Annotated in this window: 25 protein-coding genes; 16 read left to right on the top strand and 9 right to left on the bottom strand. The window is 66.7% G+C overall.

Annotated elements, in window-relative coordinates:
• Positions 1 to 20 precede the first annotated feature (20 nt).
• The 3 genes from AC5P99_RS04495 to AC5P99_RS04485 all read left to right on the top strand — a co-directional run bounded on the left by AC5P99_RS04495 (position 21) and on the right by AC5P99_RS04485 (position 2,697).
• Positions 21 to 1,538 (top strand): fumarate hydratase, encoded by a 1,518-nt coding sequence (locus AC5P99_RS04495; RefSeq protein WP_005410296.1) that lies wholly within the window; start codon positions 21 to 23, stop codon positions 1,536 to 1,538.
• A gap of 126 nt (positions 1,539 to 1,664) precedes the next feature.
• Positions 1,665 to 2,003, top strand: coding sequence for a hypothetical protein (locus tag AC5P99_RS04490; protein WP_049451479.1), 339 nt, complete (start codon positions 1,665 to 1,667; stop codon positions 2,001 to 2,003).
• Between the two features lie 58 nt (positions 2,004 to 2,061).
• Positions 2,062 to 2,697 carry a glutathione S-transferase family protein gene (locus tag AC5P99_RS04485; protein ID WP_049451482.1) on the top strand — a complete coding sequence of 212 codons (636 nt, stop codon included), beginning with the start codon at positions 2,062 to 2,064 and terminating at the stop codon, positions 2,695 to 2,697.
• A gap of 189 nt (positions 2,698 to 2,886) precedes the next feature.
• On the opposite strand, the gene arsC is transcribed toward AC5P99_RS04485, so the two are convergent.
• From arsC to AC5P99_RS04470, 3 genes are all read right to left on the bottom strand, one after another.
• On the bottom strand, positions 2,887 to 3,228 hold the full coding sequence (gene arsC / locus AC5P99_RS04480; RefSeq protein ID WP_049451484.1) for an arsenate reductase (glutaredoxin): 342 nt from the start codon (positions 3,226 to 3,228) through the stop codon (positions 2,887 to 2,889).
• Positions 3,228 to 4,382: a phospholipase A gene (locus AC5P99_RS04475; protein ID WP_005413953.1), complete on the bottom strand. Its 1,155-nt coding sequence runs from the start codon at positions 4,380 to 4,382 to the stop codon at positions 3,228 to 3,230. The genes arsC and AC5P99_RS04475 overlap by 1 nt, the downstream gene beginning before the upstream one ends.
• Before the next feature lie 119 nt (positions 4,383 to 4,501).
• Positions 4,502 to 4,987: a DUF456 domain-containing protein gene (locus AC5P99_RS04470; RefSeq protein ID WP_043034719.1), complete on the bottom strand. Its 486-nt coding sequence runs from the start codon at positions 4,985 to 4,987 to the stop codon at positions 4,502 to 4,504.
• A 236-nt stretch (positions 4,988 to 5,223) separates the two neighbouring features.
• Between AC5P99_RS04470 and AC5P99_RS04465 the strand changes: the two genes are divergently transcribed.
• Positions 5,224 to 5,433, top strand: a complete 210-nt coding sequence (locus tag AC5P99_RS04465; protein ID WP_005410290.1) for a cold-shock protein — start codon at positions 5,224 to 5,226, stop codon at positions 5,431 to 5,433.
• Between the two features lie 73 nt (positions 5,434 to 5,506).
• Here the strand turns inward: AC5P99_RS04465 and AC5P99_RS04460 are convergent, their stop codons facing one another.
• Positions 5,507 to 6,001: a glycine zipper 2TM domain-containing protein gene (locus AC5P99_RS04460; RefSeq protein WP_005410289.1), complete on the bottom strand. Its 495-nt coding sequence runs from the start codon at positions 5,999 to 6,001 to the stop codon at positions 5,507 to 5,509.
• Positions 6,002 to 6,137: 136 nt separating this feature from the next.
• Entirely contained in the window at positions 6,138 to 6,572 is a 435-nt protein-coding gene (locus tag AC5P99_RS04455; protein ID WP_049451487.1) for a cytochrome c, read from the bottom strand.
• A gap of 80 nt (positions 6,573 to 6,652) precedes the next feature.
• Here AC5P99_RS04455 and AC5P99_RS04450 point away from each other — a divergent pair, with 80 nt between their 5' ends.
• Positions 6,653 to 7,477, top strand: a complete 825-nt coding sequence (locus tag AC5P99_RS04450) for a tRNA threonylcarbamoyladenosine dehydratase (protein WP_049451489.1) — start codon at positions 6,653 to 6,655, stop codon at positions 7,475 to 7,477.
• 34 nt (positions 7,478 to 7,511) lie between these two features.
• Here AC5P99_RS04450 and AC5P99_RS04445 read toward each other — a convergent pair whose 3' ends face one another.
• Positions 7,512 to 8,285 (bottom strand): TatD family hydrolase, encoded by a 774-nt coding sequence (locus AC5P99_RS04445; protein WP_080353144.1) that lies wholly within the window; start codon positions 8,283 to 8,285, stop codon positions 7,512 to 7,514.
• The gene (locus tag AC5P99_RS04440) at positions 8,282 to 8,500 is read right to left on the bottom strand and encodes a DUF6116 family protein (RefSeq protein WP_005410285.1); all 219 of its coding nucleotides are present in this window, start codon (positions 8,498 to 8,500) and stop codon (positions 8,282 to 8,284) included. Before AC5P99_RS04440 ends, AC5P99_RS04445 begins: the two co-directional genes overlap by 4 nt.
• 163 nt (positions 8,501 to 8,663) lie before the next feature.
• Here AC5P99_RS04440 and AC5P99_RS04435 point away from each other — a divergent pair, with 163 nt between their 5' ends.
• The 11 genes from AC5P99_RS04435 (at position 8,664) to AC5P99_RS04385 (ending at position 22,300) form a co-directional block, all read left to right on the top strand.
• The gene (locus tag AC5P99_RS04435; RefSeq protein WP_005410284.1) at positions 8,664 to 9,506 is read left to right on the top strand and encodes a glycine zipper 2TM domain-containing protein; all 843 of its coding nucleotides are present in this window, start codon (positions 8,664 to 8,666) and stop codon (positions 9,504 to 9,506) included.
• Between the two features lie 123 nt (positions 9,507 to 9,629).
• Positions 9,630 to 10,172 (top strand): GNAT family N-acetyltransferase, encoded by a 543-nt coding sequence (locus AC5P99_RS04430; protein WP_005410283.1) that lies wholly within the window; start codon positions 9,630 to 9,632, stop codon positions 10,170 to 10,172.
• 176 nt (positions 10,173 to 10,348) lie between these two features.
• Positions 10,349 to 11,005 carry a glutathione S-transferase family protein gene (locus AC5P99_RS04425; RefSeq protein WP_032967224.1) on the top strand — a complete coding sequence of 219 codons (657 nt, stop codon included), beginning with the start codon at positions 10,349 to 10,351 and terminating at the stop codon, positions 11,003 to 11,005.
• Between the two features lie 62 nt (positions 11,006 to 11,067).
• Positions 11,068 to 13,347: a transketolase C-terminal domain-containing protein gene (locus AC5P99_RS04420; protein ID WP_049451491.1), complete on the top strand. Its 2,280-nt coding sequence runs from the start codon at positions 11,068 to 11,070 to the stop codon at positions 13,345 to 13,347.
• 3 nt (positions 13,348 to 13,350) lie between these two features.
• Positions 13,351 to 15,294, top strand: a complete 1,944-nt coding sequence (gene asnB, locus AC5P99_RS04415; RefSeq protein ID WP_049451492.1) for an asparagine synthase (glutamine-hydrolyzing) — start codon at positions 13,351 to 13,353, stop codon at positions 15,292 to 15,294.
• Between the two features lie 66 nt (positions 15,295 to 15,360).
• Positions 15,361 to 15,921, top strand: coding sequence for an NADPH-dependent FMN reductase (locus AC5P99_RS04410; RefSeq protein WP_005410279.1), 561 nt, complete (start codon positions 15,361 to 15,363; stop codon positions 15,919 to 15,921).
• 318 nt (positions 15,922 to 16,239) lie between these two features.
• The gene (locus AC5P99_RS04405) at positions 16,240 to 17,670 is read left to right on the top strand and encodes a replicative DNA helicase (RefSeq protein ID WP_005410278.1); all 1,431 of its coding nucleotides are present in this window, start codon (positions 16,240 to 16,242) and stop codon (positions 17,668 to 17,670) included.
• 173 nt (positions 17,671 to 17,843) lie between these two features.
• A complete protein-coding gene (locus tag AC5P99_RS04400; protein WP_005413943.1) occupies positions 17,844 to 20,087 on the top strand; it encodes a TonB-dependent receptor family protein in 2,244 nt (747 codons plus the stop codon).
• The gene (locus AC5P99_RS04395) at positions 20,087 to 21,676 is read left to right on the top strand and encodes an alkaline phosphatase D family protein (RefSeq protein ID WP_088436785.1); all 1,590 of its coding nucleotides are present in this window, start codon (positions 20,087 to 20,089) and stop codon (positions 21,674 to 21,676) included. Before AC5P99_RS04400 ends, AC5P99_RS04395 begins: the two co-directional genes overlap by 1 nt.
• 166 nt (positions 21,677 to 21,842) lie before the next feature.
• Positions 21,843 to 22,055, top strand: a complete 213-nt coding sequence (locus tag AC5P99_RS04390) for a hypothetical protein (protein WP_005410275.1) — start codon at positions 21,843 to 21,845, stop codon at positions 22,053 to 22,055.
• Entirely contained in the window at positions 22,052 to 22,300 is a 249-nt protein-coding gene (locus tag AC5P99_RS04385; RefSeq protein ID WP_088436786.1) for a hypothetical protein, read from the top strand. Before AC5P99_RS04390 ends, AC5P99_RS04385 begins: the two co-directional genes overlap by 4 nt.
• 112 nt (positions 22,301 to 22,412) lie before the next feature.
• Here the strand turns inward: AC5P99_RS04385 and lpdA are convergent, their stop codons facing one another.
• Entirely contained in the window at positions 22,413 to 23,849 is a 1,437-nt protein-coding gene (gene lpdA / locus AC5P99_RS04380) for a dihydrolipoyl dehydrogenase (RefSeq protein ID WP_088436787.1), read from the bottom strand.
• Positions 23,850 to 23,912: 63 nt separating this feature from the next.
• Entirely contained in the window at positions 23,913 to 25,115 is a 1,203-nt protein-coding gene (gene sucB, locus AC5P99_RS04375) for a dihydrolipoyllysine-residue succinyltransferase (RefSeq protein ID WP_005410272.1), read from the bottom strand.
• Between the last annotated feature and the right edge of the window lie 18 nt (positions 25,116 to 25,133).

Here is a 25,133-nt window from a genome sequence, read left to right as displayed (position 1 = left end):
CTCGAGCAAGCGAGCAAGACGTGACATCGATCAAGCAGGAAGACCTCATCCAGTCCATCGCCGACGCGCTGCAGTACATCTCGTACTACCACCCGGTCGACTACATCAAGAACCTCGCCGCCGCTTACGAGCGCGAGGAGTCGCCGGCCGCGAAGGAAGCGATGGCCCAGATCCTGATCAATTCGCGGATGTGCGCCGAAGGCCACCGTCCGATCTGCCAGGACACCGGCATCGTCACCGTGTTCCTGGAAATCGGCATGGACGTGCGCTGGGACGACGCCACCATGGGCGTGGAAGACATGGCCAATGAAGGCGTGCGCCGTGCCTACATGCACCCGGACAACAAGCTGCGCGCTTCGGTGCTGGCTGATCCGGCCGGCAAGCGCATCAACACCAAGGACAACACCCCGGGCGTGGTCAACGTCAAGGTCGTGCCGGGCAACAAGGTCGACGTGATCGTCGCCGCCAAGGGCGGTGGTTCGGAAGCGAAGACCAAGTTCGCCATGCTCAACCCGTCCGACTCGATCGTCGACTGGGTGCTGAAGACCGTGCCGACCATGGGCGCCGGCTGGTGCCCGCCGGGCATGCTCGGCATCGGCATCGGTGGCACCGCCGAGAAGGCGATGCTGCTGGCCAAGGAAGCGCTGATGGAGCCGATCGACATCACCGAGCTGCAGGCCCGTGGTGCGTCCAACCGCATCGAAGAGCTGCGCCTGGAGCTGTACGAGAAGGTCAACGCGCTGGGCATCGGTGCGCAGGGCCTGGGTGGCCTGACCACCGTGCTCGACATCAAGATCAACGACTATCCGACCCACGCGGCCAACCTGCCGGTGGCGATGATCCCGAACTGCGCGGCCACCCGCCATGCGCACTTCACCCTCGATGGCAGCGGCCCGGTGATGCTGGACCCGCCGTCGCTGGAAGACTGGCCGAAGCTGACCTACGACGCGTCCAAGGGCACCCGCGTGGACCTGGACACGATCACGCCGGAAGACGTGGCCAGCTGGAAGCCGGGCCAGACCCTGCTGCTCAACGGCAAGCTGCTGACCGGCCGCGATGCCGCGCACAAGCGCATGGTCGACATGCTCAACAAGGGCGAGCAACTGCCGGTCGATCTGAAGGGCCGCTTCATCTACTACGTCGGCCCGGTCGATCCGGTGCGCGACGAAGTGGTGGGCCCGGCCGGCCCGACCACCGCCACCCGCATGGACAAGTTCACCGAGCAGGTGCTGGCACAGACCGGCCTGCTGGGCATGGTCGGCAAGGCCGAGCGCGGCCCGGCCGCGATCGAGGCGATCAAGAAGCACAAGTCGGCCTACCTGATGGCCGTGGGTGGCTCGGCCTACCTGGTGTCCAAGGCGATCAAGGCCGCCAAGGTGGTTGGTTTCGCTGACCTGGGCATGGAGGCGATCTACGAGTTCACCGTGCAGGACATGCCGGTGACCGTGGCAGTCGACTCCACCGGTGAATCGGTGCACAAGACCGGCCCGCGCGAATGGCAGGCCCGCATCGGCAAGATTCCGGTGGTGGTGGAGTAACTCCCCGCGCGCTCCGGTCCAGACAACGGCGCCCGGGTGGCGCCGTTGTTGTATCCGGGGGGAGGATTAACGCGCCTGTAGCCCTTGCTCTGCTACGGTCGGCACACCCTCGCACAGGACGTGTCCATGGCCCTGCATCGATTCATCGCGATAGGCATGCTGCTGGCGCTGGCCGGCTGCAGCACCCCAGCGTCGTACGAAGGCGCGGATTTCCCTGCATCGGCGCAGTGCCGCGTGCAGTGCCAGGCCGGCTATCGCAGCTGCATGGCGCAGAATGACTCTCTCGGCAGCCGCCAGAGCAATTGCGAGCAGCGGATGGTGCCGGCGCCGGACAAGCGCTGCAAGGACGTGGGCAACCCGGACCTGCGCCGTGCCTGCGAACTGAAGACGCATGACTGCACGATGCGCGCGCCGATGATGTCCTGCGGCGAACGCCGGGATTCCTGCATGAGCAGCTGCGGCTGAGCAACGATCGTGCGCGCGGGCGCATAATCGGCTGATCCACCTGTACAGGATCTTCTGCATGAGCACCACGCTGTATGGTTCGACCAGTACCGCCGCGCTGGTGGTGCACTGGCTGCTGATCGAGCTGGGCATCGAGCATGAACTGGTGCTGCTGGATTTCGACGCGCGCGAGCACAAGTCGGCGCAGTACCTGGCGCTGAATCCGGCCGGTGTGGTGCCGACCCTGCTGATCGATGGCCTGGTACTGACCGAAGCGGCGGCCATTGCGTTGTACCTGGCTGATCGCCATCCGGACGCCAACCTGCTGCCCGCGCTGGGCACGCCGCAGCGCGCCGATGCCTACCGCTGGATGTTCTGGTGTGCCAATACGCTGCAGCCGGCCTATCGAGCCTGGTTCTATCCACACGAAATGGCGGGCGAGGCGAATATCGAGGCCAGCCGCGGCATGGCACGGCAGCGCCTGGAAGCGGCCTGGCAGCATGTGGCCGCGCACCTGCATGCACATGGCCCCTACCTGCTGGGCGCCACGCCCTGCGTGGTCGACTACATGCTGGTGATGCTGATGCGCTGGTCGCGCAACATGCCCAGGCCCACCGACACCTGGCCGGTACTGAAGGCGCACGCCACGTTGATGAAGGCGCGCCCGGCGTTCGCCGAGGTGTACCGCCGCGAAGGCATCACCGACTGGCTGTAAGCCAGCCGGGGAGGAGGGCGTCCGGGTAGAAGGGGGGCGCTGGGGTAGAGTCGACTGTCAGTCGACTATCGCACGCAGTGCGGGCTTTTCCGCGGATGCGTATGAAGGGTGAGGAGGGAGTCGACTAACAGTCGACTCTACCAACAGTCGACTCTACCAACACGCTCCGCTAAGCGGCGGCGAGGCGGGTTACAGGATCTCCAGCACTGTTTCCGGTGGACGGCACAGGCGTGTGCCCTTGTCCGTGCGCACCACGGGGCGGTTGATCAGTCGCGGGTGTTCGGCCATCGCGGCCAGCAGCGTGGCCTCGTCCGCACCTTCCAGGCCCAGTTCGGCGAACTGCGCTTCCTTGCTGCGCACCAGATCACGTGCGCTCAATTCTGATTCGGCCAGCACCTGGCGCAGTGTGGCCACATCGGGTGGATTGCCGAGGTACTCGATCACCACTGGATCAAAGCCGGCATCACGTATCAGCTTCAATGCGCCGCGCGAGTTGCTGCAGGTCGGGTTGTGCCAGATCGTCACGGGCATCAGAACCACTCCAGCAGCGACACGCCCACGCCCACGTAGGTGGCCTTGTGGTTGTAGTCGATCAGGCTTTCGCCATAACCGTCGAACACCTGCACATGCCCGCGCAGCAGGTTGCTGATCGGGAAACCGTAATCCAGCTGCAGGGCACCGTGCGAGCGGCTGCCGGTGCGCAGCGAATGGCGCGCCATCAGCGAGACTTCGTGGCCGTTGCGGTTCCAGGTCAGGGTCGCATCACCGCGGCCCATGTAATCCTCGATGTCCGGGTTGTTGTCGTCGCTGCGGGTCTCGGGAATGCGGTACCAGGGGCGCAGCACCAGCGCCCAGTTCTCGCGGTCCAGGCCGATGTTGAGCATCACCCGGTTCCAGCTGCGCGAAAGCGGGTCGGCGCGGCCGTTGGATTGGTGGTTCAGCGCGATGCCGGTCATGCGCCCGCGCCAGCCACCGATCGAGTAGCCGTTGCGGAACACCATCATCACTTCCGGCTCGTAATTGGTTTCGCGGAACGGGCGCGAATCCTCGCCGTTGTAGGCCTGCCAGCGCGAGCTCTGGGTGTAGCCGGCCCAGATGTCGCCATTGTCGCCGAACAGGTTCTCGGCGATCTTGGTCTTGAAACTGATCTGGAACTTCAGCTCGGCACTGTCCAGCACCTGCGGCGTGGTGACCGTGTTGGCCGGGTTCGGCGAATGCGGCGTGGTGTTGCGATCGCTGGTCCAGAACGCCGGCAGCAGGTACACCGGCTTGTAGGCGCGCAGCTGGAACGGGCCCAGCTTGGAGTCCTCGGCCAGTTCCCAGCGGCTGTCCAGCAGCGAACCGCGGCCAGCATTGGCCAGTGCGCTGTCAGGGGCTGCTGGACGGAACAGATCGCTGACCCGCTCGCGCAGCTTCTCTTCGCCCTGGCTCACGCGTGCAGTCTGGCGTTCTTCGCGACGGGCCTGCGCGGCCGCCTCGGCCGCAGCGTCGGCCTCGGCAGTGGCCTGCGGGGTACGGCCGAACTGGCGGTCATAACAGGCCAGGCGGGCAGCATCGGTGGTAATCGCCGCGCACGCGGCCGGCGAGGCTTCGGCGCTGGGCGCGAACTCCTGCGCGGCCAGCGGCGCACTGGCCAGGGCCAGCGCCAGCGGCGCGAGACGGGGAAGCAGCGGAGACAGGGTCATTGCAGCAGGCCCTTAGGTGAATACGGGAATCGCACAGTGTGGCGGCTGCACCGGTTCACGGCCAGCCCCCACGGTTTATGCACGGGCACCGCGTGCGCGCGGCGTGAAGGCAGTGCGGGTTACAGGAACCAGGCGAAGGCGAACAGCCCCAGCATCGCGATCACCACCGCCAGTTTCAGCGCCAGGCCGAGCAGGATGCCGAGCCAGGTGGCCAGGCCTACCCTGGTCGAGCGCCCCAGTTCGCGGGTGTGCCAATACTCGCCGGCCAGGGCGCCGATCAGGGGGCCTGCAAAGAGGCCGATCGGCATGAAGAACAGGCCGACGATGCTGCCGACGAACGTACCCCACAGCGCCTTGCGGCTGGCACCGACCCGCTGCGCACCCACCACCGTGGCCAGCACGTCCACCAGCAGCGAGAGGACGGTCAGTACGCCCAGCGCGACCAGGGTCGGCCAGCCGACGTGGGTGAAGCCGTCCGCCCAGGCCGCCAGCAGCAGTCCGATGAACACCAGCGGGATGCCGGGCAGGGCCGGCAGGATGATTCCGGCGATGCCGACAAGGACAAAAATGACCGCTAGCAGATATAAGATGAATGAGAGTCCCATGCTGTCCCGTATGGTCGCCGTTTTGGGGTTGACAGTGAAAGATTTTGCCAGTTGCTTTTTCGTTTTGGGCGGGTTAAGTTGCAGTCGCTGAGCTTGGCAAGGTCACCGTGGATCGTGGCCTGATGAAGCAAGATCTTCCCGATCCGCTGCATCGATGCACCTCGCTTCCCCCTTGCTTGTCAGCCGCCCACCAGGCGTTTCCAACAACAAGAGAGAGTCACCAGGGAGTTAGTGAGATGTCTGATCGCGAGACCGGTACCGTCAAGTGGTTCAACGATGCAAAGGGCTTCGGCTTCATCAGCCGTGAAAACGGCGAAGACGTGTTCGTGCACTTCCGTGCCATCCAGACCCAGGGCTTCAAGAGCCTGAAGGAAGGCCAGAAGGTCACCTTCACCGTCGTGCAGGGCCAGAAGGGCCTGCAGGCCGACGCCGTGCAGCCGACCTGATCGCGCTGCAAGCCGTCACATGAAAAAGGCCCGCGCAAGCGGGCCTTTTTCTTTGCCGCCGGCCCGGCGCAGGTCAGCGCAGGATGACCTTGCCGTTGACCACGCGCACGTAGGTGTTTTCACGGATGCCGCCGAGGTCGCGCTGGTTGACCACGATGGTGCGGCCATCGTCCATGCGCACGCTGATGTCGTAGGTATCGCTGGTGACGTTCTTCTGGATCTGGTTGCCGGCCAGCGCGCCACCGACCGCGCCTGCGGCCGCAGCGATGTTCTTGTTGCCACGGCTGCCACCGGTGTGATCGGAGATCTCATGGCCGGCCACGGCACCGACGATGCCGCCGAGGATGGCGCCGGTCGCGCTGGGCGCGGTGCGGCCCGACGGCACGGTGTTGATGCGGGTGACGATGCCACAGTCAGCGCAACGGCCCTGGTTGTAACCGCCGTTGTTGCCGTAGCCACCATTGTTGTAGCCGTTGTTGTAACCACCGCCACCGTAGCCGGGCGAGGTGGCACAGCCAGCCAGGGCGAGGGTAGCGATGGCGCTGGCGGCAATGAGCTGGATCTTCATGGAGCGTCTCCTGGCCGTGAAGGCGGGTGTGTTGGGTGGTACTGCGTCATGCAGCAGGGTGGACGAATCCTCTCCTTTCGAACGTGAACAAGGTGCCAACCAGGCGTGCCTTGCCCGGCTACAGGATGAATGCGCGTCAGCGGAAGTCCTGGTGGCAGGCGCGGCAATCGGCCTGCACGGTTTCCACGACCTTGGCCAGGGCGGTGCAGTCACTGGGCGGAGCCGCCAATGCGGCGTTGAGGTTGCCGCGCAGTTGGCTGGCGTGCTGCTGGAACCGGCCGTTGTCCTTCAGCCCGGGAAAGGCCAGGTCGAAATCGTTGGACAGAAGGCGCAGGGCCTGCAGCCGCGGCACGCTGTCGGCCAGGCTGCAGCGGTTCTGCTGCTGGGCCTGCTGCAGCAGCTGCGATTGCCGCTGCATCACCTGCATCAGGCTGTCAGGGAACGGGTCGCGGCGGGCCTGCAGGGCGCGGCCGACCACGACCGTGGCGACCAGGCCGATCAGCAGGCCCAGGCACAGCACGAACAGGTACCGCTGGGCAGTGGACGGGCGGCGGGGCGGGCTGGCGTTCATGGCGGGCTCTCCGGGCGTGCAACGGTGGGTTCGATGCCGGCGCGCTGTAGGCACTGGCGCCTGCACGTTAAAATAGCCGCATGAACGAACAGGTCAAACAACGCTTCGCCGGCATCGAACGGCTGTATGGCGTAGGTGCGCTCGAGCGCCTGCAGGGCAGCCGCGTGGCAGTGGTGGGCATGGGCGGGGTCGGCTCGTGGGTGGTGGAAGCGCTGGCGCGTTCGGCGGTCGGCCACCTGACCCTGATCGACGCCGATGACATCTGCGTGTCCAACACCAACCGGCAGCTGCCGGCGATGGAAGGCAACTACGGCCGCAACAAGGCCGAGGCGATGGCCGAGCGTTGCCGTGCGATCAACCCGGACATCGAGGTCGATGCCGTGCAGGCATTCCTGACCGTGTCGAACATGGCCGAGTTGCTGGACCGTCGATTCGACCTGGTGATCGATGCCTGCGACAGCTTCCGGGTGAAGGTCGAGACGATCGCCTGGTGCCGCCGCCGCAAGCTGCCGCTGCTGACCGTGGGGGCTGCTGGTGGTCGCACCGATCCGACCCTGGTGCGCATCCGCGATGTCTCGCGCACCGAGCACGACGCCATGCTGGCGCTGATCCGCAAGAAGCTGCGCAGCGAGTTCAATTTCCCGAAGAATGCCAAGCGCTATTTTGGCGTACCGGCGGTGTACTCGCTGGAAAACGTGAAGTATCCGCAGGCCGATGGCAGCGTCTGCGGCATCCGCCCGAACCTCGGTGCGGATGCTGCATTGAAACTGGACTGTGGCGCAGGCCTCGGTGCGGCAACCCACATCACCGGTGCCTTCGCCTTCGCGGCGGTCGGCAAGGCGCTTGAAATGCTGCTGGAGCCGAAGAAGGTGAAGGCCGAAGTGGTCGAGTCCAGCGAGGTGTGATGGATGGTGCCGGCCAGCGGCCGGTACCTACCCGTTACATTGCCGGCAGCGCGAACAGGCGCCGCGCATTCTCCGTCGTGGCCTGGGCCACCGCGTCCAGCTCCATCCCGCGCAGTGCGGCCACGTGGCGGGCGATGACTGCCAGTCGCGCTGGTTCGTTGCGCTGGCCGCGGATGCCGGCGTCAGGCTGGTCGGGCGCGTCGGTCTCCAGCAGCAGCTGTTCCAGCGGCATCCCGCGCACCAGGCGCTGCAGCCGTTGCGCGCGTTCGTAGGTCAGCGGACCGCCGAGACCGAGCAGGAAGCCTTGCCGATGCAGTTGCGCGGCCTGTTCCGGGCTGCCGGAAAAGCTGTGCACCACGCCGCGCAGGCCGCCGACGCGACGGATCGCGGCAATGACCGCATCCACCGCGCGTCGCGCATGCACGATCACCGGCAGCTCGAACTCGCGGGCCAGTTGCAGCTGGCCGATGAAGTACGCCTGTTGCGCCTCTGCATCCAGTCCCTCGACGAAGAAGTCCAGCCCGCATTCGCCGATCGCGCACGGGCGTTCGCGAACGATCCATTCGCGCAGCAGCGGCAGATGGTCGGGCCGGTGCTCGGCCAGGAACATCGGATGCAGGCCGTAGGCCGGGTACAGCCCCGGTGCCTGCCGGCAGACCTCGCGCAGCTTCGGCCAGCTGGCGGCCGTGACGGCCGGTACCACCTGCTTGCGCACGCCCGCGGCGCCCGCGCGCTCGATCACCGCCGTGCGGTCAGCATCGAATTCACTGGCATCCAGATGGCAGTGGCTGTCGACCAGCGGGATCAACGCTGTTCCAGCGGCGGCGGGGCCGGGACTGTATTGCGGCTCTTCCAGTTGGCCAGCAGCAGGGTGCCGAAGCCCAGTACCAGCTCGTCGACGAACGGAATCGGGTCGGGAATGAACAGGGTCAGCACGAACAGGCCGGCGGTCAGCTTGAACAGGGTGGGGTAGCGCAGCCGGCGGGCCCATTGCAGTACCGGCAGCAGCATCGGGTTGGCCATGGCGTGGATCCTCGTGGGGAATATGCAAACGCTACCACGGGCCCAGCATTTCCCGATGCTGAATGGGTTACAGGAATGAGCAGGAAATGTGGAGATTCCGTTCAGGCAGTGCATGCTGCAATCTGGGCCGAGAACGTTGCGGATGGTCCGCAAGGAGCAGGTCATGAAAAGCACAACTACAACTGTCCTGGTCGCAGCGGGCGCGCTGCTGGTCGGTGGCATCGCCACCGCCGCCTTCATGAAGAGCGGCGACAAGTCGCCTGATTCCATCAGCGCCGGAACCCCCAACGGTGAATCGCGGCTGGTTGACGGCAATGCCGTTGACGATGGCGCGCGTGGTGACAAGCTCGACCCGTCTGCACCGCGCGGGCTGGAATACGCCGACGTGCTGAAGGTCGACCCGATCACCGAGAAGCAGAAGGCCTACGCCACCGTGATCGGCACCGATCCCGTGCGCGAGACCTCCACCACCCAGACCCCGCACGAGGTCTGCCAGGACGTGACCGTGCAGGAGCGCCTGCCGGAGCGTGACGGCAACGTCGGCGGCACCGTGGTCGGCGCGGTGGTCGGCGGCCTGCTCGGCAACCAGGTCGGCGGTGGCAACGGCAAGAAGGCCGCGACCGCAGCCGGTGCCGTGGCCGGTGGCTTCATCGGCAACCAGATCGACAAGCGCCATGTGGGTGGCCGCGTGGTCAACCGCACCGAGCGCCAGTGCCACACCGAGACCGCCACCTCCGAGTCGAGCCGTGTTACCGGCTACAACGTGACCTACCGCAACGAGGACGGCACCACCGGCACCATGCGCATGGCCAGCAAGCCGGGCAACCGCATCGCCATGGGCACCAATGACGTGGTGAAGGGCTACAACGTGACCTACCGCTACGACGGCGCCGAGAAGACCGTGCGCATGGACAACAAGCCGGCCAGCGATCGCCTGCCGGTGGTCGATGGCCAGCTGGTCACGCAGACCGCTGCTGCCGGCGCCACTGCGGCCACGCGCCAGTAATCCAGAATACGTGCTGTACCCGACGGGCCGGCGCATGCCGGCCCGTTTCGTTGTGAGCGCGGGCATTCATCGGTGTGGAGGCGGAATCCACCATCATGGTGGCCCCTTCGACATGGAGTCGGCATGAGCATCTTCGACCTGCGCCTGGAAACCGAGCGCCTGATCCTGCGTCCGCTGCTGCGCGAGGACTACGAACCCTATCTGGCGTTCTGCGCCGACGAGGAAACGATGCGCACCCTCGGTGGCGTGCAGCCGCCTTCGGTAGCCTGGCGCGGCTTCTGCAGCCTGGCTGGCGCCTGGCAGCTGTTCGGCTTTTCGATGTTCAGCGTGATCGAAAAATCCAGCGGGGACTGGATCGGGCGGATGGGCCCCTGGCAACCGCAGGACTGGCCGGGTACCGAGGTCGGCTGGGGCATCCGCCGCGCCAGCTGGGGCCGGGGCTATGCGCCGGAAGCGGCGGTCGCGGCGATCGACTGGGCCTTCGACACGCTGGGTTGGCACGAGGTGATCCATACCATCGCCGAGAACAACGACAACTCGCGGGCGGTCGCGCGCAAGCTGGGCAGCACGTTGCTGCGGATGGGCGAACTGCCGCCGCCGTACAACGACAAACCGATGCAGATCTGGGGCCAGTCGCGCGAACAGTGGCGGCAGCGTGCACGCTGAACGTGGCCCGGTAGTGCCGGCCGCTGGCCGGCAATCGCTTGGATCCAGCTGCATGGAGGATGCCGGCCAGCGGCCGGCACTACCGGGGTGCCATGCTGCATCCGCGCTTGGCATTCCCTGGCGCACTTGCCAGACTGCACGCAGCCGGCCGCCGGCCGGATCCGATGGAGCAGGCAATGGTGGAAGAGCGCGTCCCGCTGACGGTGCATGGCATGTCGGTCTCGGGCAATTGCCACAAGGTCCGGCTGCTGCTTGAGCAGCTCGGCAGCCGTTACCGCTGGGTGGAAGTGGACAGTGCCCATGGCCAGACCCACACGCCCGAATTCCTGGCGCTCAACCCGAATGCCAAGGTGCCGCTGATCGTCCGCGACGACGGCCGCGTGCTGACCGAGTCCAACGCGATCCTGTTCTGGCTGGCCGAAGGCACGCCCTACCTGCCCAGCGATGGCTGGGAGCGTGCGCAGGCGTTGAGCTGGATGTTCTTCGAGCAGTACACGCACGAGCCGTGCGTGGCGGTAGCGCGCTTCATCCGGGGCTGGACGGCGCCCGACTCGCCACGCCGTGCCGAACTGCCACGCCTGCACGAGCGTGCCGCCACCGCGTTGGCGGTGATGGAGCAGCACCTGCGCGAAGCGCAGTGGTTCACCGGCAGCGGATACGGCATTGCCGATATCGCCCTGTTTGCCTATACCGATGTGGCGGGCGAGGGCGGCATCAACCTGGAGCCGTTCCCGGAAGTTCGCGCCTGGCTGCAGCGGGTGCGTGCGCAGCCGCGCTTCCTGCCGATGCCGGCGGTGACCGCCGAGGTGCGCTCGCGCTTCGAGGCGGCCTGATGCCCACAGGGTAGCGCCCGGTATTGCCGGGCGGAACGCAACAACGACACGGAGGGTGTTCGATGTTCGCTGTGGTTCCGGATCCGATTCCCGCGCGCATGCGGGGGCTCAACCGCGCCGAGGTGTGCGACGTCAATTTCCTTGAGGCGGTGCGCGGGTGGCGCGGGACGCCGCGCCCGCGACCCGCGGCAGATGCTCCGATCCTGCCCGGCAGTACGCTCACCGCTGCCGCCTTCGATGAACTGTTCGACTCGCAGCTGGCCAGCCGCCAGCTGGACCTGATGGCGCGCGTGCTGCGCGTGCAGAACAAGGTCTTCTACACCATTGGTTCGTCCGGCCATGAAGGCAACGCGCTGCTGGCGCGGGCCTGCCGGTACACCGATCCTGCCTTCCTGCACTATCGTTCCGGCGCCTTCATGGCCGAGCGTTCGCGGCAGGTGCCGGGTATCGATCCGCTGCGCGATGCGGCACTGTCCTTCGCCGCCAGCGCGGATGATCCGGCCAGCGGTGGCCGCCACAAGGTGTGGGGCAGCAAGCCATTGTGGGTGCTGCCGCAGACCTCGACGATTGCGTCGCACCTGCCCAAGGCGCTGGGTACCGCGCTGGCCATCGAGAGTGGCAAGCGGCTGGGGCAGGCGCTGCCCATTCCCACCGACAGCATCGTGCTGTGCTCGTTCGGCGATGCGTCGGCCAACCACGCCACCGCGCAGACCGCCTTCAATACCGCGATGTGGTCGGCCTACCAGAAACTACCGGCGCCGATCCTGTTCGTCTGCGAGGACAACGGCCTGGGCATCTCGGTGAAGACCCCCGATGGCTGGATCGCCGAGCGCTTCAGCCACCAGCCGGGGCTGGACTATTTCTTTGCCGATGGCCTCGACCTGGCCACCGGGCACGCCCAGGTGCAGGCGGCGGTGGAACACTGCCGGCGCACGCGGCGGCCGACATTCCTGCATCTGCGCACCACGCGCCTGATGGGTCATGCCGGCACCGACTTTGAAGTGGAATGGCGCGCGCTGCCGGAACTGTGCGCGGCCGAGGCGCAGGATCCGCTGCTGCGCTCGGCGCAGATCGCGCTGGAATCAGGCTGGATGGATGCGGCCGCCATCGAAGTGGCCTACGAAACGATGCGCGCGCGCTGCATGGCCGCTGCCGCCGATGCCGAAGGCAGTGCGAAGCTGCAGTCGCTGCGGGAGGTGATGGCGCCGCTGGCACCGTACACCCCTGTAGCGGTGCAGGCCGAAGCGCAGCGCGAGGTCGCTGCCGAAGCACGCGAGGCACTCTATGGCGGTGCCGAGGCATTGCCGGAACGACAGGTGCCGCGGCATCTCGCAATCCAGATCAACCATGGTCTGCAGGAGCTGCTGGCCAAGTATCCGCAGAGCCTGCTGTTCGGCGAGGACGTGGCGCAGAAGGGCGGTGTCTACACCGTCACCAAGGATCTGCTGCGCCGCTTCGGGCCGCGCCGGGTGTTCAACACCCTGCTGGACGAGACCATGATCCTGGGCATGGCGCAGGGCCTGGCCAACATGGGCATGCTGCCGATCCCGGAGATCCAGTACCTTGCCTACCTGCACAACGCCATCGACCAGCTGCGTGGCGAAGCCTGTTCGCTGCAGTTCTTCTCCAACGACCAGTACCGCAACCCGATGCTGGTGCGGGTGGCCGGGCTGGGCTACCAGAAGGGTTTCGGCGGCCATTTCCACAACGACAACTCGGTCACCGCCCTGCGCGACATCCCCGGGCTGGTGGTCGGCTGCCCATCGCGCGGCGACGATGCGGTGATGATGCTGCGCACGCTGGCGGCGCTGGCCCGGGTGGATGGGCGCGTGGCGGTGTTCCTCGAGCCGATCGCGCTGTACATGAGCAAGGACCTGCATGAGCCGGGCGATGGCCAGTGGCTGTTCGACTACCCGGCCCAGGGCCGGGCACTGGTGCCGGGCGAAGGCCGTGTTTACGGGCCGGAGGCTGGCGACCTGGTGGTCTACACCTACGGCAATGGCGTGCCGATGGCGCTGCGCGCAGCGCGGGCCATCGAACAGCAGCTGGGCTGGCAGGTACGGGTGGTCGACCTGCGCTGGCTGGTGCCGCTGGATGCCGGCTTCATCGCCAGCCAGGCCGCCAGCGCACGGCGCGTGCTGGTGCTGGACGAGGGCCGCCACAGTGGAGGGGTGGGCGAGGGCGTGGTCACCGCACTGGTCGAGGCCGGTTTCGGCCACCTGCCGCTGCGCCGGGTCTGCGGCGCCGATACCTATACCCCGCTGGCAGGGGCAGCAATGTTCGGGCTTCCAAGCGACAATGCGGTGATTGGCGCCGCCCTTGAACTGGCGCAGGAACCTTGATGCATGTGTGGATTGGCGGGAATGTTGTTGCCGGCGCCGGTGGCGTCGGCCGAGGTGCTGCAGGCGCAGGTCCTGGCCATGGGCGAGGCGCTGCACCACCGCGGGCCGGATGATGGCGGCAGCTGGGTCGATGCCGCGGCAGGCATCGCGCTGGCGCACCGTCGGCTGAGCATTCTCGATCTGTCGCCGCTGGGCCACCAGCCGATGGCCTCGTCCGATGGCCGCTACGTGATGGCCTACAACGGCGAGGTCTACAACTTCGCCGCCCTGCGTGCCGAACTGGAGCCGCTGGGGCATGCTTTCCGTGGCCATTCCGACACCGAAGTGCTGCTCGCGGCGATCCTGCAGTGGGGCATGGAAGAAACCCTGCAGCGTTGCAACGGCATGTTCGCCATCGCGCTGTGGGACCGCCAGGCGCAGTGCCTGTGGCTGGCACGCGACCGCGTTGGCAAGAAGCCGCTGTACTACGGCTGGGCCGGTGACACTCTGGTGTTCGGTTCCGAACTGAAAGCGCTGTGGCAGCACCCGGCGTTCGACAACGACATCGACCGCGACGCGCTGACCCTGTTGCTGCGGTTGGATTACATTCCGGCCCCGCACAGCATCCACCAGCGCTGCTACAAGCTGATGCCCGGCCGCGTGCTGCGCCTGGACGCCGAAGCCGTAGCGGCGGGTGCATCGGCGCATCGCCCGGAGCAGGCGCAGCGCCCGTACTGGGATGCGCGTGCACGCATGCAGGCGGCACTGGCTGCGCCGTTCCAGGGCCGCATCGAGGAGGCAGAGGAGCAGCTGGACGGGCTGCTGCGCGACGCGGTGGCGCTGCGCATGGTGGCCGACGTGCCGGTGGGCGTGTTCCTGTCCGGCGGTACCGATTCGTCGCTGGTGGCGGCGCTGATGCAGGCGCAGAGCGGGCAGCCGGTGCACAGCTTCAGCATCGGCTTCACCGATTCGGGCCACGACGAGGCACCGCTGGCCAGGGAACTGGCCACGCATCTGGGCTGCGACCATACCGAGCTCTACGTCAGCGGCGCGGATGCACTGGCAGTCGTGCCGCAGCTGCCGGCAATGTTCGACGAACCCTTTGCCGATGCCTCGCAGGTGCCGACCGCGCTGGTCGCCCGGCTGGCGCGGCAGGGCGTGACCGTGGCGTTGTCTGGCGACGGCGGTGATGAGCTGTTCTTCGGCTATACCCGCTACGTGCGCGCGCTGCGCAACTGGCAGATGCTGGGCCGCGTGCCGGGCCCGCTGCGACGCTGGATGGGCGCGCGCGCGCAGCACCAGGGCGAGGCCTCGCGGACCGGCGGACTGGCCGCGCTGTTGGCCGAGTCCGGCGCGCGTGGCATTGGCGACGTGTACCGCAACCGCATCTCGCGCTGGCGCGACCCCGCCGCGGCAGTGCCCGGCGCACAGGCCGCCGGCAGCTTCTACGACCTGGCCGATCCGCTGCACGGTGCCGGCACGCCGGCCGACGCGATGATGCTGGCCGATTACGTGACCTACCTGCCGGATGACCTGCTCTGCAAGGTCGACCGCACCTCGATGGCGGTCAGCCTGGAGGCACGCGCGCCGCTGCTGGACTGGCGCGTGGCCGAGTTCGCCTGGTCGCTGCCGCTGGGCTTCAAGCGCAGCGAAACCACCAGCAAGGTGCTGCTCAAGCGCGTGCTTGGCCGCTACGTGCCGCAGTCGATGGTGCACCGGCCCAAGCGCGGGTTCGGCGCGCCGGTCAGCGACTGGCTGAAGGGCGACCTGCGGCCGTGGGCCGAAGATCTGTTGCAGCCGGCGCGCCTGGAGCGCGAAGGCGTGCTGTCGGCGGCGGCGGTGCAGCCGCTGTGGCAGCAGTTCCTGGGCGGCCAGCGCAAGTGGCATACCCACCTGTGGAACGTGCTGATGTTCCAGGCCTGGCAGGCGCATTGGCGGCAGGTGCGGACCCGCGTGACCGGGGGCTGATCTTCACCGGACGGCACGGGCCCGGCGTCTAGGCTGGGCCTCCCGCACCGTGAGGAGTATGTCCCTATGTCCGTCCCCACCATCGCCGTGTTCGTCGGCAGCCTGCGCAAGGATTCCTGCAACCGCAAGCTGGCCCATGCGCTGGAGAAGATCGCTGGCGACCGCGCGCGCTTTCAGTACGTGCAGATTGGTGATCTACCGCTGTACGACCAGGATTTCGATGGCCAGTACCCGCCTCAGGGCACCCGGCTGAAGGATCAGGTGCGCGCCGCCGACGCGGTGCTGTTCGTGACCCCCGAATACAACCGGTCGGTGCCAGGCGTGCTGAAGAACGCCATCGACATCGGCTCGCGCCCCTACGGTGACAGTGCGTTTGCCGGCAAGCCGGCGGCGGTGATCGGCGCCTCCATCGGCCAGATCGGCACCGCCGTGGCCCAGCAGCACCTGCGCAACAGCCTGGCCTTCCTGGACATGCACGTGCTCGGCCAGCCCGAGGCGTTCATCCATTTCAAGGACGGCCTGATCGACGCCGACGGCACGATCCACAACGAGGGCACGCAGAAATTCCTGCAGGGCTACGTGGACCGGTTCCTGGCACTGATCGCGGTGCATGTGAAGGGCGACTGAGACCGATGGGGTAGCAGCAGCCAGGCCGCGGGTCGGGATCCCGGCGCGCAGCGGCGGGCCCTGGCCCCACGTTCCGCTGAGCACCGGAGCCCGTGCGCTGCACGGAATCCGACCCTGGCCGCCTGATCTGCGATAATGACCCACCCGGGCGCCGCAACGGCGCCCGTCGCAGGCACTGCGACGCCCCCGCGCCAGAGTGGCCAGGCACTGGCGGATATCCCCCGTTTCTCCACGGCTTATCCACAGGCTTGTCCATGGCTGCCGGGGTCGGCGCATGCCTACACTCGTCCGGCCCACTTTTGCAGGAAACACCGCAGCATGTCCGCTCGTTCCGGCTTCCGTTCCAACCGCAGAGAGCGCGGTGATGGCTTTGATCGTGATCGCGACGAATCGCGTATCGACCAGTTGCGCGTTCCGCCGCATTCGGTGGAAGCCGAGCAGGCGGTGCTGGGTGGTCTGATGCTGGCGCCGGAGGCCTACGACCGGGTCAACGACCAGCTGACCGAGGGCGATTTCTACCGCCGCGATCACCAGATGATCTACCGCGCGATCCGTGAGCTGTCCGAGCGCGAGCGGCCGTTCGACGCGGTGACCCTGGGCGAGTGGTTCGAATCACAGGGCAAGCTGGAACTGGTGGGCGATGGTGCCTACCTGATCGAGCTGGCGAGCACCACGCCATCGGCGGCCAACATCGTGGCCTATGCCGAGATCGTGCGTGACAAGGCCGTGCTGCGGCAGCTGATCCAGGTCGGCACCGACATCGTCAACGATGGCTTCCAGCCTGAGGGCCGTGACAGCAGTGAGCTGCTGGCCTCTGCGGAGAAGAGCGTGTTCGCCATCGCTGAACAGGGTGCACGCGGCCGTACCGACTTCGTGGCGATGCCTGGCGCGCTGAAGGATGCCTTCGAGGAACTGCGCAACCGCTTCGAGAACGGCGGCAACATCACCGGCCTGCCGACCGGCTACAACGACTTCGATGCGATGACTGCCGGCCTGCAGCCGACCGACCTGATCATCCTCGCCGCGCGCCCGGCCATGGGCAAGACGACTTTTGCACTGAACATTGCCGAGTACGCGGCGATCAAGTCGAAGAAGGGCGTGGCGGTGTTCTCGATGGAAATGTCGGCCTCGCAGCTGGCGATGCGCCTGATCTCCTCCAACGGCCGCATCAACGCGCAGCGCCTGCGTACCGGCCAGCTGGAAGATGAAGACTGGAGCCGCGTCACCAGCGCGATCAAGATGCTGAAGGAAACCAAGATCTTCATCGACGATACGCCGGGCGTGTCGCCGGAAGTGCTGCGTTCCAAGTGCCGCCGCCTCAAGCGCGAGCACGACCTGGGCCTGGTGGTGATCGACTACCTGCAGCTGATGAGCGTGCCGGGCAACAGTGAAAACCGCGCCACCGAAATCTCGGAGATCTCGCGTTCGCTGAAGGGCCTGGCCAAGGAACTGCACGTGCCGGTGATCGCGCTGTCGCAGCTCAACCGATCGCTGGAAACACGTACCGACAAGCGCCCGGTGATGGCCGACCTTCGCGAATCGGGTGCAATCGAGCAGGACGCGGACATGATCGTGTTCATCTACCGCGACGATTACTACAACAAGGAAAATTCGCCGGACAAGGGCCTGGCCGAGATCATCATCGGCAAGCACCGTGGTGGCCCGACCGGATCGTGCAAGCTGAAGTTCTTCGGTGAGTACACCCGCTTCGACAACCTGGCCCACGACTCGGTCGGCTCATTCGAATAACCGTAGTGCCGGCCGCTGGCCGGCAACCACCCCACGGCTTGCAAACCATTCAGAACGCCAATCTTCCGTACGTGGCGTGTAAATGACATGTAACGCGAGGCTTCTACGATTCCGCCGCTGCTGCTCTTCGACGCCGCCCTTCGGCGTCCAGCGTGCCCAAGGAATCCGCCTCCATGCCGTCCCACGCTCCGCTTCGCCGCAATCTGCTGGCCCTGCTGGTCTGTGCTTCGCTGCCGTCGCTGGCTGTCGCTGAAACCGCCCCCGCGACCGACGCGCAGTCGGCCACGACCCTCGATTCGATCTCGGTGATCGGCCGCGGCGAAGCCCGCCAGGTGCAGCGCGTGACCGCCGAGGACATGAAGGTCCTGCCGCCCGGTGCCAACCCGCTGAAGCTGCTGGCGGCCAAGCCGGGCGTGCATTTCGAATCGGCCGATGCCACCGGCGCCTACGAATGGTCCACCAGCATCAGCCTGCGTGGCTTCAACCAGAATCGCCTGGGCTACACCCTCGATGGCATTCCGCTGGGCAACATGGCCTACGGCAACAGCAACGGCCTGCACATCAGCCGCGCGGTGATCAGCGAGAACCTGGGCGGTGCGGAGGTCTCCACCGGCATTGGTGCGCTGGGTACGCCGTCCACCAGCAACCTCGGCGGCGTGTTCCAGTTCTACTCGATCGATCCGTCCACCGAATATGGGGTCGTGCTGGCACAGAGCTTCGGCAGCGACAATGCGCGCCGCAGCTATGCGCGCCTCGATACCGGCGACCACCAGGGCTTTGCCGCTTACCTGTCCGGCGTGTATTCCGAAGGCGACAAGTGGAAGGGCAAGGGCTCGCAGGAACTGAAGCAGTTCAACGGCAAGGCCACCTACAACTTCGGCACGGACAGCAGGATCACCGCGCTGTTCAACGCTTCGCGCCGCGTCGAGGCCGACTACCAGGACCTGTCGCTGGAGATGATCGATCGCCTCGGCTGGGACTGGGACAACTACGCGCCGGACTGGGATCGCGCGGTGGCTGCTGCACGCGGAAAGTACAGTGGTGGCGTCAACAGCCCGTGGGACGCCTATTACTCCGGTCACGGCCTGCGCAATGACGATGTGTCCAGCATTGCCGGTGATTTCGGCCTGAACGAGTCGATGCGCCTGAAGGTCAACGTCTACAACCACAGCAACCGTGGCCAGGGCCATTGGTTCAGCCCGTCCAATCCGTCCAACCCGGGCACCAGCCGCGAGATCCCGATCTCGATCCGCACCACCGAGTATGCGATTGACCGCACCGGCGTGACCTCGGCGTTCACCTGGAACGTGGCGGGCCACGAACTGGAGGCGGGCCTGTGGTACGAAGACAACGGCCACAGCGTGCAGCGCAACTTCTACTACATCGACGGCCCGATCACCGACGACTTCTTCCTGCGCAATCCGGACCAGCGCGTGTGGCACCAGCGCTACACCACCATCACCCGCCAGTTCTACGTGCAGGACCGCTTCCGCCTGTTCGATGACCGCCTGACCATCGACATCGGCGCGAAGTCGCCGCACACCCGCACCCGCGTGCGCACGCCGCTGGGCAGCTATGCCAACAACAGCAGCCTGACCTCGAAGAAGGGCCTGCTCCCGCAGGCGGGCTTCAACTTCAAGCTCAACGAGGGCAACGAGATCTTCGGCTCGTTCGCCAAGAACGTGGCCGCCTACGCGCTGGGCGTGGGCAGCCCGTTCAACGTGCCGCAGGCCGCCTTCGATGCCAGCGCGAAGAACCTGAAGCCGGAACAGTCGCGCACCATCGAGCTGGGCTGGCGCGGCTACGGCCAGGGCTATGAAGCCTCGGTAGCGGTGTACGACGTCAAGTTCGACAACCGTCTGCTGGCCATCGCGCAGTGCGTGGGCATCCTCGGTTGCCCGGCGCTGTTCTCCAACGTCGGTTCGGTAACCAGCCGCGGCGCCGAGGCGACCCTGCAGCTGAAGCCGATGCAGGACCTGACCTGGTCCAACGCGCTGTCGTGGAATGACAGCACCTACGACAACGACTACGTCAACAACGGCGTGGTGCCGACCCGCGGCAAGAAGACCGTCGACACCCCGGAATGGATGTTCGCCAGCACCCTGGCCTGGACCCCGGGCCCGTGGGACCTGCGCCTGGCCGCCAACCATGTCGGCAAGCGTTACGTGACCTATACCAACGACGTGTCGGTGCCCAGCTACTGGCTGGTCAACGCTTCGGTGGCCTATGACTTCGGCACGCTCGGCCCGGCGCAGAACCTGACCGTGGCGCTGAACCTGACCAACCTGACCGACAAGCGCTACCTGTCCTCGATCAATACCAACGGCACCTACGCCGCCGACCCGACCCGCAGCCTGGCGACCATGCAGGTTGGCGCGCCGCGGCAGGTGATGGCCACCGCCACCGTGCACTTCTGATGCGCGGCCCCGTCGATCCGGAAAGCCGTCGTCGCCTGTTGCGCATGGCATGGCAGGGCACGGGGGCGGCGATCGCACTGGCGGCGATGCCGGGGCTGGCCACGGCCGGCCCGCGCCCGCGGTTGGGGCGTGATCCGTTCACCCTGGGCGTCGCCGCCGGCGATCCGGATCCGCAGGGAGCCGTACTGTGGACGCGTCTGGCGCCGGACCCACTCAACGGTGGCGGCATGCCATCGCGGGCGGTGCCGGTGCGCTGGTTCGTGGCCGAAGACCCGGGCATGCGCCGGCTGGTGCAGCGTGGCGTCGCCGCGGCGGTGCCCGAGCTGGCCCATTCGGTGCACGTGGAGGTCAATGGCCTGCGCCCAGGCCGCGACTACTACTACCGTTTTGCCTGCGACGGTGACGAGGAAAGCGCGGTCGGCCACTTCCGCACCGCGCCGCTGCCCGACACGCAGCTGCAGCAGCTGCGGCTGGCCCTGTGCACCTGCCAGGCCTGGAACAGTGGCTACTACCCGGTGCTGCGCGATATCGCGAAGAGTGATGTCGACCTGGTGCTGCATGCCGGTGACTACCTGTACGAGTACAGCCCACTGCAGAACGCGCGCGGACGCACGCTGGATGCGGAACGCTTCAGTGGCGAGACCGTTGGCCTGGAGCGCTACCGCGACCAGTACGCGCTGTACAAGCTCGATCCCGATCTTCAGGCCGCGCACGCCGCCCACGCGTTCGCGGTGATCTGGGACGACCACGAAGTGCAGAACGATTACTCCGGCATCCATCCGGAGAAGCCCGGCGTCTCGACGGAGGACTTCATCGTTCGCCGCGCGGCGGCCTACCGCGCGTTCTACGAACACCTGCCGATGCGTAGTACGCCTGCGGGCAACGGTGGCCTGCGCGTGCATCGGCGCCTGCGTTACGGCGATCTGGCACAGCTTGCGCTGCTCGACTGCCGCCAGTTCCGTCCGGCCAATCCCTGCGGGGTGGGCGAGTCGCCGCGCTGCGACGCTGCGTTGGATCCACGCATGAGCATGCTGGGCGTGGGCCAGGAAGCCTGGTTCGCGCAGTCGATGGCGGCCGCACGCGGCACGCGCTGGAACGTGGTGGTGCAGCAGCTGCTGATGGCGCAGCTGCGGCTGGACGGCGGCACGGCGCGAGAGCGCTTCTGGAACGATGCCTGGGACGGCTATCCCGCCGCACGCAAGCGATTGCTGCAGGCGATGCAGGCAGGCGGGCAGGGCAATGCCATCGTGCTCGGTGGTGACTGGCATTCCACTTTCGTCAACGACCTGAAGCTGGATTTCGACGCGGCCAGCGCGCCGGTCGTCGCCACCGAATTCATCGCTCCGGCGATCAGCAGCGGCGGCGACGACACACCGTACGGGCCGTACTATGGGCCGTCGATAGCGCAGAACCCGCACATCCGCTATTTCGACGGCGACCGCCGCGGCTGGTGGAAGCTGCAGCTGAACCGGCAGACCGTGGATGCCGAACTGCGCTTCTCCGACAGCGTGCTGCGCCGGGATGCCGCAGTGCGGACCGCGGCGCGCTTCCAGGTGGCCCACGGCCGCCCGGGCGCGGTCCCTGTGTGAATCTGATCCTGATCGATGGCGGGTAGTGCCGGCCGCTGGCCGGCAACCGCATGAACCACTGGTTTCATCGCCCCCAGCCCGGTTTCGTCGCAAACCGTTTGCGGGCGGCCAGAGCGGGGCGCCAAGGTGTCCGCAGGCGGCAAGGTGCCGCCACAAGGAGACCGTGATGAAGACCCTGTTCGCGCTCGGTGTGTGGTGCCTGCTGTTCGTGCTGTGCTGGCCGCTGGCGATCCTTGCCCTGATCGCCTGGCCGTTCGTGTGGCTGCTGAGCCTGCCGTTCCGCCTGGTCGGCATCACCTTCTCGGCGCTGTTTGCGTTCCTGCGCGCGCTGTTCATGCTGCCCGCGCGCCTGCTCGGCGGCGGGCCGGTGGCGGCATGAGAGCTGTGTTGCTGGTCGGACTGGTCCTGTTGGCGGGCCCGGTACTGGCTGCACCTCCAGCACCGCCTTCGGTGTGGCTGGAACGCCAGCAGACCGCTGCGGCTGACGAGGCCAATGCTGCGGCGGTCTCTGCGCCGAAAGCCAAGGAGCGCTGCAGGGTCGCGAAGGAATGGAAGGTCGGCAATACGATTGTGCAGCACAGGGTCTGCGAGGATCCACCGAAGAAGCCGGCTGGAAAGGTGTAGCGCCGAGTCCATGCTCTGCGCTACAGGGAAACGGGCAACAAAAAACCCCGCCGAAGCGAGGTTTTTCGTATCCGGGTGATGCCGGCCAGCGGCCGGCACTACCAGCGAACGATCAGTTCGCCTTGTGGATGGCGCGCTTGCTGACCGCCATCGCCGCGTCGTGGATCACTTCCGACAGCGACGGGTGGGCGTGGCAGATGCGGGCCAGGTCATCGGCCGAACCGCTGAACTCCATGGTCAGCACGCCTTCGTGCACCAGTTCGGAGACGTTGGCGCCGACCAGGTGCATGCCGAGGATGCGATCGGTTTCGGCATGGGCCAGGATCTTCACGAAGCCAGCCGGCTCGATCATCGCCACGGCACGGCCGTTGGCGGCGAACGGGAAGCTGCCGGCCTTGTACGGAATGCCTTCGGCCTTCAGCTGGGCTTCGGTCTTGCCGACCCAGGCCAGTTCCGGCTCGGTGTAGATGACCCACGGAATGGTGTCGAAGTTGACGTGGCCCGGCAGGCCGGCGATCAGCTCAGCCACCGCGATGCCTTCCTCGAAGCCCTTGTGCGCCAGCATCGGGCCGCGCACGCAGTCGCCGACCGCCCACACGCCGTTGACGCCGGTGTGGCAGTGCGCGTCGACTTCGATCTGGCCGCGCTCGTTGATCTTGACGCCGGTGCCTTCGGCCAGCAGGCCCTTGGTGGCGGCGCGACGGCCAACGGCCACCAGCAGCTTGTCCACGGTCAGGGTCTTTTCGCCTTCGCTGTCGGTGTAGGTGACAACGACTTCCTTCTTCTTGCCCTTGCCGGTGATCTCGGTCTTGGAGACCTTGGCACCGAGGCGGATGTCCAGGCCCTGCTTCTTGAATTCCTTGGCAGCGGTCTTGGCCACTTCGGCGTCGGCAGCCGCCAGGAACTCCGGCATGGCTTCGAGGATGGTGACTTCCGCGCCCAGGCGCTTCCACACGCTGCCCAGTTCCAGGCCGATGACGCCGGCGCCGATCACCGCCAGGCGGTTCGGCACTTCGGTGAAGTCCAGGCCGCCGACGTTGTCGACGATGGTCTCGCCGTCGAACTTGGCGAACGGCAGTTCGATCGAATCCGAACCGGCCGCGATGATGACGTTGGTGCCCTTCAGCTCGACGATGGAACCGTCATGCTGGGTGACCTTGACCACGTTGCCCGGCTGCAGTTCGCCAAAACCATAATAGGCAGCGACCTTGTTGGCCTTGAACAGCATGCCGATGCCGCCGGTGAACTGCTTGACGATCTTGTCCTTGCGGCCAACCATCGCCTCGACGTCGATCTTGGCATCCTTGAAGCTGATGCCGTGGTCGCCAAAGATGTGGCCCATGTTCCAGAACTGGCGCGAGGAATCCAGCAGCGCCTTGGACGGGATGCAGCCCACGCGCAGGCAGGTGCCGCCGAGGGCCGGCTTGCCGTCCTTGCCCAGCGCCGCGTCGATGCAGGCGGTCTTCAGGCCCAGCTGGGCCGCGCGGATGGCAGCGTGGTAACCGGCCGGGCCGGCACCGATGACGACGACGTCGAATTGTTCAGCCATTGAATTATTCCTTGATGCATTACCAGAACCCCTCCGCGCAGGCGCGGAGGGGCGGGAGGTGTCTTACAGGCCGAACAGCATGCGGCCCGGGTTTTCCAGCTGGTTCTTGATGTCCACCAGGAACTGCACCGAATCCTTGCCGTCGATGATGCGGTGGTCGTACGACAGCGCCAGGTACATCATCGGCGCGATCACGACCTGGCCGTTCTGGGCGATCGGACGCTCCTTGATGGCGTGCATGCCCAGGATGGCGCTCTGCGGCGGGTTGATGATCGGGGTCGACAGCAGCGAACCGAAGGTGCCGCCGTTGGTCACGGTGAAGGTGCCGCCCTGCAGTTCATCCAGGCCCAGCTTGCCGTCACGCGCCTTCTTGGCGTAGTCGGCGATGGTCTTCTCGATGTCGGCGAACGACATGCGCTCGACATTGCGCAGGACCGGGGTGACCAGGCCCTTTTCGGTCGAGACGGCGATCGAGATGTCCGAGTAGCCGTGGTAGATGATGTCGTCGCCGTCGATCGAGGCGTTGACCAGCGGGAAGCGCTGCAGCGCGTTGGCGGCGGCCTTCACGAAGAAGCTCATGAAGCCCAGCTTGATGCCGTGGGCCTTGACGAACTCGTCCTGCAGTTCCTTGCGCGCCGCCGACACCTTGGACAGGTCGACTTCGTTGAAGGTGGTCAGCATGGCGGTGGAGTTCTTCGACTCCATCAGGCGCTCGGCAATGCGCTTGCGGATGCGGGTCATCGGCACGCGTTCTTCCGGACGTGCACCACCGGCCTTGCCGGCGCCGCCGTTGCGGGCGAAGTTGACGATGTCTTCCTTGGTCACCGCGCCGCGACGGCCGGTGCCGTCGACGTCGGCCGGGTTCACGCCTTCGGTGATGGCGGTGAAGCGGGCGCCCGGCGGCAGCGCATCGGCGGCCGACTTGGCGGCCGGGGCCGGAGCGGCGGCAGCGGCCGGAGCAGCAGCGGCCGGGGCAGCGGCTGCAGCCGGAGCGGCTTCGGCAGCCGGAGCCGGGGCAGCAGCCACGGCGCCTTCTTCGATGATCGCCACGACCTGGCTGGAGGTCACGGTCGAGCCTTCGGCGAACTTGATTTCCTTCAGCACGCCGTCGACCGGCGACGGCACTTCCAGGACGACCTTGTCGGTTTCCAGGTCAAGCAGGTTTTCGTCGCGCTTGACGGCGTCGCCCACCTTCTTGTGCCAGGTGGCGATGGTGCCGTCGGCGACGGATTCGGGCAGTACCGGGGCTTTGACTTCGGTGGCCATTGCGGGAGCTTCCTGGTT

Source organism: Stenotrophomonas sp. YJH_SMC_80 (genome assembly GCF_059372495.1).
The sequence above is the reverse complement of the archived record's forward strand: the minus strand, read 5'-3'. Positions and strand labels throughout refer to the sequence as shown.

Excerpts from the sequence above, each read along its gene's own strand:
- AC5P99_RS04490 (WP_049451479.1), top strand. The coding sequence starts at position 1,665 with ATGGCCCTGCATCGATTCATCGCGATAGGCATGCTGCTGGCGCTGGCC.
- AC5P99_RS04485 (WP_049451482.1), top strand. The coding sequence starts at position 2,062 with ATGAGCACCACGCTGTATGGTTCGACCAGTACCGCCGCGCTGGTGGTG.
- arsC (WP_049451484.1), bottom strand. The coding sequence starts at position 3,228 with ATGCCCGTGACGATCTGGCACAACCCGACCTGCAGCAACTCGCGCGGC.
- AC5P99_RS04475 (WP_005413953.1), bottom strand. The coding sequence starts at position 4,382 with ATGACCCTGTCTCCGCTGCTTCCCCGTCTCGCGCCGCTGGCGCTGGCC.
- AC5P99_RS04470 (WP_043034719.1), bottom strand. The coding sequence starts at position 4,987 with ATGGGACTCTCATTCATCTTATATCTGCTAGCGGTCATTTTTGTCCTT.
- AC5P99_RS04465 (WP_005410290.1), top strand. The coding sequence starts at position 5,224 with ATGTCTGATCGCGAGACCGGTACCGTCAAGTGGTTCAACGATGCAAAG.
- AC5P99_RS04460 (WP_005410289.1), bottom strand. The coding sequence starts at position 6,001 with ATGAAGATCCAGCTCATTGCCGCCAGCGCCATCGCTACCCTCGCCCTG.
- AC5P99_RS04455 (WP_049451487.1), bottom strand. The coding sequence starts at position 6,572 with ATGAACGCCAGCCCGCCCCGCCGCCCGTCCACTGCCCAGCGGTACCTG.
- AC5P99_RS04450 (WP_049451489.1), top strand. The coding sequence starts at position 6,653 with ATGAACGAACAGGTCAAACAACGCTTCGCCGGCATCGAACGGCTGTAT.
- AC5P99_RS04440 (WP_005410285.1), bottom strand. The coding sequence starts at position 8,500 with ATGGCCAACCCGATGCTGCTGCCGGTACTGCAATGGGCCCGCCGGCTG.
- AC5P99_RS04435 (WP_005410284.1), top strand. The coding sequence starts at position 8,664 with ATGAAAAGCACAACTACAACTGTCCTGGTCGCAGCGGGCGCGCTGCTG.
- AC5P99_RS04430 (WP_005410283.1), top strand. The coding sequence starts at position 9,630 with ATGAGCATCTTCGACCTGCGCCTGGAAACCGAGCGCCTGATCCTGCGT.
- AC5P99_RS04425 (WP_032967224.1), top strand. The coding sequence starts at position 10,349 with ATGGTGGAAGAGCGCGTCCCGCTGACGGTGCATGGCATGTCGGTCTCG.
- AC5P99_RS04420 (WP_049451491.1), top strand. The coding sequence starts at position 11,068 with ATGTTCGCTGTGGTTCCGGATCCGATTCCCGCGCGCATGCGGGGGCTC.
- asnB (WP_049451492.1), top strand. The coding sequence starts at position 13,351 with ATGTGTGGATTGGCGGGAATGTTGTTGCCGGCGCCGGTGGCGTCGGCC.
- AC5P99_RS04410 (WP_005410279.1), top strand. The coding sequence starts at position 15,361 with ATGTCCGTCCCCACCATCGCCGTGTTCGTCGGCAGCCTGCGCAAGGAT.
- AC5P99_RS04405 (WP_005410278.1), top strand. The coding sequence starts at position 16,240 with ATGTCCGCTCGTTCCGGCTTCCGTTCCAACCGCAGAGAGCGCGGTGAT.
- AC5P99_RS04400 (WP_005413943.1), top strand. The coding sequence starts at position 17,844 with ATGCCGTCCCACGCTCCGCTTCGCCGCAATCTGCTGGCCCTGCTGGTC.
- AC5P99_RS04395 (WP_088436785.1), top strand. The coding sequence starts at position 20,087 with ATGCGCGGCCCCGTCGATCCGGAAAGCCGTCGTCGCCTGTTGCGCATG.
- AC5P99_RS04390 (WP_005410275.1), top strand. The coding sequence starts at position 21,843 with ATGAAGACCCTGTTCGCGCTCGGTGTGTGGTGCCTGCTGTTCGTGCTG.
- AC5P99_RS04385 (WP_088436786.1), top strand. The coding sequence starts at position 22,052 with ATGAGAGCTGTGTTGCTGGTCGGACTGGTCCTGTTGGCGGGCCCGGTA.
- lpdA (WP_088436787.1), bottom strand. The coding sequence starts at position 23,849 with ATGGCTGAACAATTCGACGTCGTCGTCATCGGTGCCGGCCCGGCCGGT.
- sucB (WP_005410272.1), bottom strand. The coding sequence starts at position 25,115 with ATGGCCACCGAAGTCAAAGCCCCGGTACTGCCCGAATCCGTCGCCGAC.